This window comes from Amycolatopsis sp. MEPSY49, assembly GCF_051337345.1.
Taxonomy (GTDB): Bacteria; Actinomycetota; Actinomycetes; order Mycobacteriales; family Pseudonocardiaceae; genus Amycolatopsis.
This window is the reverse complement of sequence record NZ_JBDLYJ010000021.1, coordinates 1-10,349: the sequence shown is the minus strand read 5'-3', so window position 1 is coordinate 10,349 and position 10,349 is coordinate 1. Positions and strand designations below refer to the sequence as shown.

At 71.5% G+C, this 10,349-nt stretch carries 8 protein-coding genes; 5 read left to right on the top strand and 3 right to left on the bottom strand.

Annotated features, from left to right (window positions below; translation table 11 throughout):
* Positions 1–386 precede the first annotated feature (386 nt).
* Positions 387–2,291: a sensor histidine kinase gene (locus ABFJ78_RS46960; protein WP_436393968.1), complete on the bottom strand. Its 1,905-nt coding sequence runs from the start codon at positions 2,289–2,291 to the stop codon at positions 387–389.
* Positions 2,281–2,976 (bottom strand): response regulator transcription factor, encoded by a 696-nt coding sequence (locus tag ABFJ78_RS46955; RefSeq protein ID WP_436393967.1) that lies wholly within the window; start codon positions 2,974–2,976, stop codon positions 2,281–2,283. The genes ABFJ78_RS46960 and ABFJ78_RS46955 overlap by 11 nt, the downstream gene beginning before the upstream one ends.
* 146 nt (positions 2,977–3,122) lie before the next feature.
* Here ABFJ78_RS46955 and ABFJ78_RS46950 point away from each other — a divergent pair, with 146 nt between their 5' ends.
* A complete protein-coding gene (locus ABFJ78_RS46950; RefSeq protein ID WP_436393966.1) occupies positions 3,123–6,257 on the top strand; it encodes a GH92 family glycosyl hydrolase in 3,135 nt (1,044 codons plus the stop codon).
* A gap of 381 nt (positions 6,258–6,638) precedes the next feature.
* Here ABFJ78_RS46950 and ABFJ78_RS46945 read toward each other — a convergent pair whose 3' ends face one another.
* On the bottom strand, positions 6,639–7,499 hold the full coding sequence (locus tag ABFJ78_RS46945; protein ID WP_436393965.1) for an esterase/lipase family protein: 861 nt from the start codon (positions 7,497–7,499) through the stop codon (positions 6,639–6,641).
* A 115-nt stretch (positions 7,500–7,614) separates the two neighbouring features.
* On the opposite strand from ABFJ78_RS46945, the gene ABFJ78_RS46940 reads away from it, so the two are divergent.
* From ABFJ78_RS46940 to ABFJ78_RS46925, 4 genes are all read left to right on the top strand, one after another.
* Positions 7,615–8,733: a PucR family transcriptional regulator gene (locus tag ABFJ78_RS46940; protein ID WP_436393964.1), complete on the top strand. Its 1,119-nt coding sequence runs from the start codon at positions 7,615–7,617 to the stop codon at positions 8,731–8,733.
* Between the two features lie 99 nt (positions 8,734–8,832).
* Positions 8,833–9,321: a hypothetical protein gene (locus ABFJ78_RS46935; RefSeq protein ID WP_436393963.1), complete on the top strand. Its 489-nt coding sequence runs from the start codon at positions 8,833–8,835 to the stop codon at positions 9,319–9,321.
* On the top strand, positions 9,318–9,755 hold the full coding sequence (locus ABFJ78_RS46930) for a hypothetical protein (protein WP_436393962.1): 438 nt from the start codon (positions 9,318–9,320) through the stop codon (positions 9,753–9,755). Before ABFJ78_RS46935 ends, ABFJ78_RS46930 begins: the two co-directional genes overlap by 4 nt.
* A 174-nt stretch (positions 9,756–9,929) precedes the next feature.
* Positions 9,930–10,349, top strand: a 420-nt coding sequence (locus ABFJ78_RS46925) for a DUF222 domain-containing protein (RefSeq protein ID WP_436393961.1), incomplete at its 3' end; no start/stop codon positions are given.

Sequence of the window (10,349 nt, the reverse complement as noted above, 5' to 3'; positions counted from 1 at the left end):
ACGTCCGGGGCGCGCAGGGCATGCTGTGGCACCCGCGGGCCGGCATGGTCGTCCACTCGCAACAGGACGACACGCAGTGCTGGGCCAGCCTCCTGCCGAGCGGCAGTCCGGACGCCCGCGGCCTGCTGGACGCGACCTACGCCATCGGCGACCGCCCGTGGGACGGCAGCCGGAAGGTGCCCGGCTCCGCGCCGGTCGTCGTCCGGTACGGCCTCGACACGCGCATCCGGACGGACCTGACGATCACGCGAGACACCGTCACCCGCGCGGTCCGCGGGACGACCCCGCTCACCGAGCAGATCCCGCTGGTCCTGCACCCGGGCGACGACGTGCGCTTCGCTGACGGCACCCCGGTCGGCTACGGCGTCGGTGCGCAAGCGACCGCGTCAGGGCTGACGATCCGCCGCGGCGGCACGACGATCACCATCGGCTGGGGCACCGCCCTGGCCGCGACCGTCACCGCCACCGCCGTCACGTTCCTCCGCGACGGCGCCCGGCGGCTGCACGTCCTGCGCGTCCCGCACCCCGGCACCCTCACCACGGAGGTCCGGCTTCGGTAGCCGGACGGTGAACGTCGATCCGGCGTCCACTTCGGACTCGACGCTGACCGTGCCGCCGTGTGCCGCCACCAGGTGGCGCACGATGGCGAGGCCGAGCCCGCTGCCGCCGGTCTGGCGGCTGCGGGACTTCTCGGCCCGCCAGAACCGGTCGAACACGTGCGGCAGGTCCTCGGCGGCGATCCCGGTGCCGGTGTCCGCGACGGCGATCACCACCTCGTCCACAGTGGACGAGACGTGGATCGTCACGCGGCCGCCGGCCGGCGTGTGCCGGACCGCGTTCGTGACCAGGTTCCCCACGATCTGCCGCAGGCGCACCGGGTCGGCCTCGAACCCCGTCTCGCCGCGGGCGGAGACGGTGAGCGTGACGCCGGCCGCGGCGGCCCGGTCGGCGTGCGCGGCGGCGACGTGGCCGGCCAGCTCGGCCGCGTCCACCGGCTCCGGGTGCAGCCGCAGCCGTCCCGCGTCGGCCGCGGCGAGGTCCTGCAGGTCCTCGACGATGTGCTGCAGCAGCACGGTTTCTTCGAGTAGCGACGTCGACAGCGCCCGGTCGAACGGCAGGTGCCCGTCCTCGGCGGCCTCCAGCCGGCCGCGGATGACGTTGAGGGGGTTGCGCAGCTCGTGGGCGATGTCGCTGACCATCGCCTTGCGCTGCTCCTCGATGCGTTCGCGGCGCGCGGTGAGGTCGTTGAACGCGGCGGCGAGGTAGCCGACCTCGTCGCGGGACTTCACCGGGGCCGGCCGGTCCTGCTTCGCGGCCTCGGTCAGTGCGCGCAGGGGCCGCGACAGCCGCCGCGCGACCAGCACGGTGATCGCCGCCGCCAGCACCAGGACACCGCCGGTCACCGCGAGGATCCGGGTGAGGTTCTCCCGTGACAGCGTGAACGTCGGCAGCTGCGACCCGCCGGGGCCGAGCGTGAAGAGCAACGCGGGCGGCGCGACGAACGGCGTCAGCTGCGCGCGGCGGGCGGAGTCGACGCAGGCGCGGCTCGGCCCCTGGTCGGCGACGCCGAGCGCGTCGAAGTCGAGGCCCAGCTTCACCTGCTCGGCGCCCTGGGCCTGGAGACAGCGGTTCACGGCTTCGTCGAGGCTGTCGAGCGCGGCCTGCTCGGTCGGCGTCGGGGTGGCGAGGTCGTAGATGCCGCACTTGGCCGCGAAGTAGCGGGCGGCGAGCGGGTCGAGCCCGGTGAGCTGCGGCCGGCCGCTCGCCCCCGCGCGCACCTGGCTGGGGAAGCCGAACGAGGTCAGGCACGCGGCGGCTTTCCTCGCCAGGCCGTCGAGGTCGTCGCGTTCGGCCGGCGGCAGCCGGAACGGGCCCGCCGCGCGCGGGTCGATGCCGCTGGTCCCGGCCTGCGGCAGCAGCACCGGGTCGACGTGCAGCGGGTCGACCGACGCCGTCGCCTTCACCGGCAGCGTGACCGGCTCGCCGCCGGAGTCGCCGAGGACCCGGCGGTCGAGGGTGGTCAGCACGATCCGGCGGCCGGTGCCCGCCGACAGCTCCCGCAGCCGCGGGCCGACCTGGTCCCACGTGTGGTTGGCCGCGGCGAAGCCGATCAGCTCGGTGTAGATGGTCGCGTCGCCCGACAGCGCCTGGCCCTGCTCCTGCTGGATCGCGCGGGTCGTCGTCTGCACGGCCAGCCACGCGGTCGCGGCGATCGAGCCCAGCGCGATCAGCAGGGAGACCGCCGTCAGCCGGACGACGAGACTGCGCCGGAGCGGAAAGCTACGTGTCATTTTCCGCCGTCAGCTTGTACCCCACGCCGAAGACGGTACGCAGGTAGACGGGCTTCTGCGGGTCGGGCTCGAGCTTCTTGCGCAGGTTGAGGACGTGGACGTCGATGATCCGGGTGCTGACGAACCGGTCGTCGCCGCGGGTCAGCTCCAGCAGCTGCCTCCGGGTGAAGACCCGCCCGGGCTGCCGGATCAGCGTTTCCAGCAGCTGGAACTCGCCCGGGGTGGTCTCGACCGGGCGGCCGTCGACCGACACCTCGTGCCGGACCGGGTCGAGCCGCAGGGCGCCGGCCCGCAACGCCGGGTCGGGCGGCTCGCTGCGGGCCGACGTGCGGCGCAGCAGCGTGCGGACCCGGGCCATCAGCTCGCGGGGGCTGTAGGGCTTGGTCAGGTAGTCGTCGGCGCCGAGGTCGAGGCCGAGCAGGAGGTCTTCCTCGGTCGCGCGGGCGGTGAGCATCAGCACCGCCACGTCGGACTCGCCGCGCAGGATGCGGCAGACGTCCAACCCGTCGACCTTGGGCATCATCACGTCCAGGACCAGCAGGTCGGGCCGCTCGCGGCGGGCCTCGTCGAGGGCCGCGCGGCCGTCCGGGGCCAGCACCACGGTGTGACCTTCGCTCTCGAGGTAGAGCCGGAGGACCTCGGCCTGCTTCTCGTCGTCCTCGGCGACCAGTACACGTGCGCACACGGCGTCGAGGTTAGGCGTCCTGACACGGTCGCCACCCGATCCTGACCGGATCTTCATACCTTGAGGGCACGAGCCAGGTCTTTGTCAAAGTGTTGACCCGGGGCTCGGTGACCGGCAAAGGTCGGATGACAGCTCTGGGAGGCACGGTGCGATACAAATTCATGGCGGCGCTGGTCGCGACGGCGGTGATCGGGGCACCCGCCGTAGCTTCGGCGGCTCCGACAACGTTGTCACCGCCGGTCGGGGACCCGGCGGCCTACGTCGACCCGCTGATCGGCACCGGCCGGGGCGGCAGCTCGGTCGGCGAGATCAACAACTTCCCCGGGCCGGCGGCGCCGTTCGGGATGATGCAGTTCTCGCCGGACACGCAGGGCGCGTACGCCGGCTACCAGTACCACTCCGACCAGATCCGGGGTTTCAGCCTCGACCACGCCTCCGTCGGCTGCAACGCGTTCGGCGACGTCCCGATCCTGCCGGTCACCGGCGACGTCGGCAGCGCGCCCTGGGACCGTACCGAGCACTTCGGCCACGACGGCGAGCAGGCCGAACCGGGCTACTACGCCGTCACCCTCGCCGACTCGAACGTCCGGGCCGAGCTGACCGCGACGACCCGCACCGGGCTCGCGACGTTCACCTACCCGGCCGGTTCGACGCCGCAGGTGCTGGTCAAGGGCGGCGCGAGCCTGGCCGGGAACTCCGCCGCGACCTTGAAGATCACCGGGGATCGCGAGGTCAGCGGCTCGGCGACCACCGGCAACTTCTGCGGCAAGGGCAACCACTACACGGTCTACTACGACATCACGTTCGACCAGCCGTTCACCGCGCACGGCACGTGGGACGGCTCGTCGGTCAAGCCGGGCACCGACAGCGTCGACTCGCCGCGGGCGGGGGCGTACCTGACGTTCGGTTCGCAGACCGTGCACGCCAAGGTGTCGATGTCCTATGTGGGCGTCGACGGCGCGAAGGCCAACATGGCCGCGGAGGTCCCGGGCTGGGACTTCGGCGCGGTCCGGAAGTCCACCAGGGACAAGTGGACGCAGGCGCTGGGCAAGATCCGCGTCGCCGGCCGGGACACCGCGCAGCTCAAGACGTTCTACACCGCGCTGTACCACTCGCTGATGCACCCCAACACGTTCGACGACGCCGATGGGCGGTACATCGGCTTCGACGACCAGATCCGGACGTTGCCGGCGGGGCGGCATCAGTACGCGAACTTCTCGGACTGGGACACCTACCGCTCGCTCGCGCCGCTGCACGCCATGCTGTTCCCGAAGGAAGCCAGCGATATGGCGCAGTCGCTGACGAACGACGCCGTACAGGGCGGCTGGTGGCCGCGCTGGCCGATGGCGAACGGCTACACGGGACAGATGACCGGGGACAGCTCGGTCGCGCTGATCTCGAACCTCTACGCGTTCGGGGCCCGGGACTTCGACGTCAAGACAGCGTTGAAGTACCTGGTCAAGGGCGCCACTTCGGTCGACGAAACGCCTGGCGCCTACCAGGAACGGCGGGGCATCGCGGACTACGTCGCTCGAGGTTACCTGCCGAACAACGACGCCTCACGCGGCGACCACGCCCGAGTCGGCGCGTCGATCACCCTGGAGTGGGCGATCGACGACTTCGCGATCGCGCAGTTCGCCCAGGGCATCGGCGACCGCGACGTCGCGCGCGAGTTCACCAAGCGCGGCCAGAACTGGCAGAACATCTTCAACCCGCTGACCGGCTACCTGCAGCCGCGCGGGCAGGACGGCCGCTTTCCGGACGGCCCGGCCTACGTCCCGCCGCCGCCCGGCAAGTTCGGCCAGGACGGCTTCGACGAGGGCAATGCGGCCCAGTACACGTGGCTGGTCCCGCAGGACCCGGCCGGGCTGGTGACGGCGATGGGCGGGCCGGCCGCGGTCTCGTCCCGGTTGGACACCTTCTTCCAGAAGCTGAACGTCGGCCCGAACGAGCCGTACATGTGGGCGGGCAACGAACCCGACTTCGGCGTGCCGTGGCTGTACAACCACGTCGGGCAGCCGTGGAAGACACAGCAGGTGGTCCGCGAGATCGCGACGACGCTGTTCAGCGCGACGCCGGACGGCGAGCCGGGCAACGACGACCTCGGCGCGCAGTCGTCGTGGTACGTCTGGGCCGCGCTCGGCATCTACCCGGCCACGCCGGGGACGCCGGACCTGGTCGTGCACAGCCCGCTGTTCGAACGCGCCGTGCTGTCGCTGCCTTCGGGGCGGACGCTCGACATCCGCGCGCCGAAAGCGCCGGCGACGTACGTCCATTCGTTGTCGCTGAACGGCCGGGACTGGAACCGGACGTCGCTGCCCACCGGGGTGGCTCGCGACGGTGGCCGGCTGGACTTCTCGCTCGTGTCCACTCCGGACAAGCGGTGGGCGGCGGACTCGACACCGCCGTCCTATCGCGACAGTGAGAAGCCGTTCCTTGCCTCGGCGACCAATCAGGTCGTGGTCTCGCCCGGCAGCACCGGGGAAGCGACCGTGAGCGGGCAACGGCTCGGCGGCCACGACCGCGTGCTCGACGTGACGACGCAGGCGCCGGCCGGGATCTCGGTGACCGGGCCGCGGCAGCTGCGGCTCGACGACCGGACCGGCAGCGGCACCGCGAAGCTGACCGTGTCGGTGGCCGCCGGGACACCCGAGGGGTACTACCAGGTGCCGGTGACCGTCCGCGGCGGCCCGACGTCGGTGCCGGGCTCGGTGATCGTGCTGGTCGCGCCTCCGGGCGGACTGGCGGCGGCGTACTCGAACGTCGGCATCTCGGACGACGGTGACACCGGGGCGGCCGACATCGACGGCGCGGGGAACAGCCTGTCGCGGCAGGCTTTGGCCGCGGCGGGGCTGGTCGGCGGCCAGACCTCGCAGGCGGTCGGCACGTCGTTCGTGTGGCCCGCGGCGCCGGCGGGCCGGCCGGACAACGTCGTCCCGGCCGGGCAGACGATCCGGCTGTCGGGGACGCGGCTGTCGTTCATCGGCACGGCGTCGAACGGCGACCACCGGGCGTCGGCGACGGTGACGTTCACCGACGGCACCACCGCGGCCGCGGACCTGTCGTTCGGCGACTGGGTGTTCCCGGGCGGCGGCACGGACCCGGTGTTCGGCAACACCCTGGTGGCCCGCACGGACCACCGCAACCAGCCGGGCGGCCCGGGCGGCGGAGCGTCGATCTACGCGACGGCGCCGTTCGACGCCCCGCCCGGGAAGCAGATCGCGTCGGTGACCCTGCCCTCCGACAGCAACCTGCACGTGTTCGCCATCGGCCTCGGCTGAGGACGTCGTGAGTGAGAAACAGGGTCAGAACACTGTTTCTCACTCACGACGGGTGGGTACCGCAGCTGCTGGCCGGTGCGGGCCGGGTGCGTGTCGAACGGGTAGCCGAACTCGTGGACGTTCCAGTCGTAGCCCTGCCCGGCACCGCCGGCGTCCCCGCTCGCGCCGTGCCGTGGACCAGCAACCCCCCGAGCACCACCACGGCGGCGGCGACACCGGACCTTGGAGTTGCGCCGTTCAGGGGAGGCCGGGCGAGGAGCAGGCACGCCACCGACCCGGCTCCCGCCGGCTCAGCCGCTCGACGCGTTCGAAGACGCCGTCGTTCATCCGTTTCCCCCTCTGCTCGCACCGAGAAGAGGGGGAACGCGCGGGTGCAGATACTCAGCCGGGGGAGCCGGCGGCGCAGACCTTGATCGGCGCGGCGTGCGCCGGATCGAGCGCGTTGCGGACCAGGTGCCACACGTTCAGGTCGTAGGCCTCGCCGATGTGGCCCACCGGGTCGAACGGGCAGAAGTCCTGGACGTACTGGTTTCTGACGCCGGGCTCGCGGACGAACGACGTCTCGGTCGGCGTCACCAGCTCGTCGTAGCGGGAGGTGATGATCGTGTAGCCGATGCCGGGCTGGGCGACCGGGCCGGTGTTCAGCGCGACGATCGCCGCGCCGCCGTCCAGCTCGTCGGCGAAGATCGGCAGGCCGATGGTCCTGACGATCGTGTCCCACGTGCTCTTGCCGAGCAGCGTGTAGGCGAGCGTCAGGAGGCCGGACGCGTTCGCGCCGTGCGTCGGCGGGGCGATCGCGACGACCTGGCCGATTTCGCTCGGGATGCCCTGCATCTTGGCCAGGTAGAGCGACTGGAGGCCGCCCTCGGAGTGCCCGACGATGTCGACCTTCGCCGCTCCGGTGGCCGCGCGGACCTTCTCGACGAAGGCCTTGATCTCCAGCGACGACTCCGCGACCGGCTTCAGCCCGCCGGCGAAGGGGAACTGCGGGTAGGCGCCGTAGGTCAGCGAGAACGTGCAGTAGCCGCGGGCGGCCAGGTCGGCCTGGAGGAAGTTGAGGTCCTCGTAGTAGGTGGCGAAGGTGCCGTGGAGCAGCACGACGGGGTTCGGGTGGGCCGCGCCCGGGCGGCAGCCGAAGTCGTTGTTCCCGCCGGTGGCCGCCTGGGCCGGGACGGCCGCGCTCAGCGTCAGCACCCCCGCCAGGCCGATCGCGGCCAGCCATCGTTTCGTTCCCCGCGCCATGGCGAAGTCCCTTTCTCTGGTGGTGTGCACAGCATGCGCCGGTTGATCAACGCTGTCTGCTGGCAAAACGCGCAGAAACTTGCCGTGGCCGTTTGTGCATGGTGACAATACGAGGGTGGATGCCGTCGAGGCGCTCTTCCCGCGGTCCGGGGAGATCGCCGCCGCGATGATCGCCCGGTGCGCCGCCGAGATCCCGGCGTACCGGCTGCTGCCGGCGAGCGTGCTCGAAGGTGACCTGGTCGCCAACGCGATGGCGGTGTTCGAGCTGTTCCTCACCACGGTGGCGGAGGACCGCCTGCCGACGCTCGACGAGCTCGCCCTGCCGATCGCGTGGGGTGCCGAACGGGCTCGCGACGGCCTGCCGCTGGAAGCCGTGCTGCAGATCTACCCGCTGGCCGCGAGCGTGGCGTGGGAGCAGGTGAGCGGCGACCGCGCGGTGCTCGGGGCGCGGATGCTGGCGTTCCTCGGCGAGGTGATGCCCCGCGTCGCGGCGGCGTACCTGCGCGAGCGCGACGACCTCGACTGGGAGCAGCGCGAGGACCGGCAGCACCTCACGGCCAACCTGCTCGCCGGCCGCCCGGTGCGCCGCCGCGAGCTGGCCGAGGCGTACGACGTCGTGGTGTTCCACCTGCCCGCGCCGCCGGCTGCCACGGACTCCCGGGCGGCGACGGCCCTCTTCCGCGCGGTCCGGTCCGATTTGGACGGTCAGCCGGGCGTGCTGGTGACGTTCCAGGGCGACGGGGGCGTGCTGCTGGTGCCGATCTCGTCGTCCGCCGACGAGGTGGCGGCCCGGGTCGACCGGGTCTGCGGCCGTCCCTGCATGGCGGCGACGTCCCGCGCGTCGACGCACGCAGACATTCCTTTCGCGCACACGTCGGCGTTGGAAATCCTTGCGCTGGCGGAGAATCTGGGACGGCCGCCGCGGCTCTACCGGCTGGCCGACCTGGCCATCGAGTACCAGATCGCCCAGCCGAGCCCGGCCCGGGAAGCGCTGGCTTCGGTGCTGGCGCCGCTAGAGGATCACCCGCACTTGATCGACGCTCTGCGCGCGTTCGTGACTTCGGGCTACAACCGCGGCGAAGCGGCGTCGGCGTTGAGTATTCACCGCAACACGCTGACGTACCGGCTGGGCCGTATCCAGCTGATCACGGGGTACGACGCGACGCGGCCGGCGGACGCCCGCCACTTGGCCGCCGCGATGACGGCTTACGACATCGTGCGCCGGAACGCGTGAATCCCACGGGATAACGCTTGGGTCGCGGTTCTCCCGATCCGTTGCAGATCGGCGCGGGCGGCCGATTCCAGGGGGCGGACACGGAAGAAGTTGATTCCCATGAAATCCGCCGGAATTCTCGTCGCCGTCCTGATCGGAGCGGGCACCGCCGCGTGCGGGGTGCCGCCGGTGGTCGGGGTGCCCGTACCCGTCGCCGTGACGCCGGCGACCAGCACCGCCGTGGTCGCCGTGCCCGCGCCACCACCGCAGACGGTCTACGTTCCGCAGCCGCCGGCTTACATCGCCCCGGCGGACACCGCGGTGGCGCGCACGGTGGTCGCGTACTACGACGCCCTCAACCGCCGCGACTTCGCCACGGCGTGGTCACTCGGCGGCAGCCGCATCGCGGGCGGCGGCGGATACGCCAAGTACGTCAACGGTTTCGCGACGACGTCGTGGGACACGCTGACCGTCACCGACGTTCGGGGGAGCACGGTGTCCGTCGTGCTGTCCGCCGTCCAGACCGACGGCAGCATCCGGACGTTCGCGGGCACCTACACCGTTTCCGGCGGCGTCATCACCGGCAGCCACATGACCCGGACGAAATGAGCCAGCCCATGCGTCTTATCCGCGCCACCGCCGCCCTTTCCGCCGCGCTCGCGCTCGCCGCGTGCGGGCTGCCGCGCACGATCTCCGGCACCGCCGGGCAGCCGTCGGTGTCCACAGTGGTCACCACGGCGCCGAGTACACCGACCGTCACCGTGGCCCCACCGCAGACCGTCGTCGTCCAGCCGCCGCAGACCGTTGTCGTCGAGCCGAAAGGCGCTTCGGGTCAGTGGTACGCGCAGTCGAACTGGATCAACGCGCAGCCGTGGATCACCATCACTCCGGCGGTTGGGCAGACGCCGTGTCAGTGGTTGCGTGCGCGTGGTTACTCCTATGCGCAGGCCTATGCCGCCTGGGCGCAGAACGGTTACCCGGCCAGTTGGTCGGCGACCGGTGACGGTTATCCCTGCCAGAAGTCCTATGGCATGCAGCATTAGGGCCGGTTTTCAAGATGACGGCTTCGCCGGGGCGTGGGGAATCGGCGTTCTGGTGGTTGCCTTCTGGTGGTGGTCGGCAGCGCCGATTCCCCACGCAGTGGTGCCCCTGCCGGAGTTTTGTTCGGCACCTGATCGTGTGATGATCAGGCGTGCGGGTTCGGCTAACCTTGTGGTATGGCAACGGAAGCGGTGTGGAAGACGGATGCGACGGTGCTGGCCGATCGCATCTGCGCGCTGCTCACCGTGGTGCGTTCCGCCGAGGCGGAGATCGGTGCGTTGCTGGCGGAAATCGAGTCCCGCGGGGTGATGGAACTCTTCGGCTACCGCTCGGTGGCGCGGCTTCTCGAGCACCTGGCCGATATCCCGAAGTCCGCGGCCGAGACGATGGTCAAACGAGCCCGCGCCCTCTACCCCGGCCATCATCTCGACAGCGCCCCCACCGTCGCCCCCGCGACCGCTGCTGCCGCCGCCGAGGGTCGGCTGAGCAACCCGATGATCGACACCATCGTCGGAGCGTTGACGCAGATCCCGCCCGAGCATCGCGAGGATGCCGAGCAGCACCTGCTGGGGTTGGCCGAGGACGCGGGCCACAAG

What these genes read in the sequence shown, in the direction of transcription:
- ABFJ78_RS46935 (WP_436393963.1), top strand. Translation starts at nt 8,833, where the DNA reads ATGAAATCCGCCGGAATTCTCGTCGCCGTCCTGATCGGAGCGGGCACC.
- ABFJ78_RS46960 (WP_436393968.1), bottom strand. Translation starts at nt 2,291, where the DNA reads ATGACACGTAGCTTTCCGCTCCGGCGCAGTCTCGTCGTCCGGCTGACG.
- ABFJ78_RS46930 (WP_436393962.1), top strand. Translation starts at nt 9,318, where the DNA reads ATGAGCCAGCCCATGCGTCTTATCCGCGCCACCGCCGCCCTTTCCGCC.
- ABFJ78_RS46945 (WP_436393965.1), bottom strand. Translation starts at nt 7,499, where the DNA reads ATGGCGCGGGGAACGAAACGATGGCTGGCCGCGATCGGCCTGGCGGGG.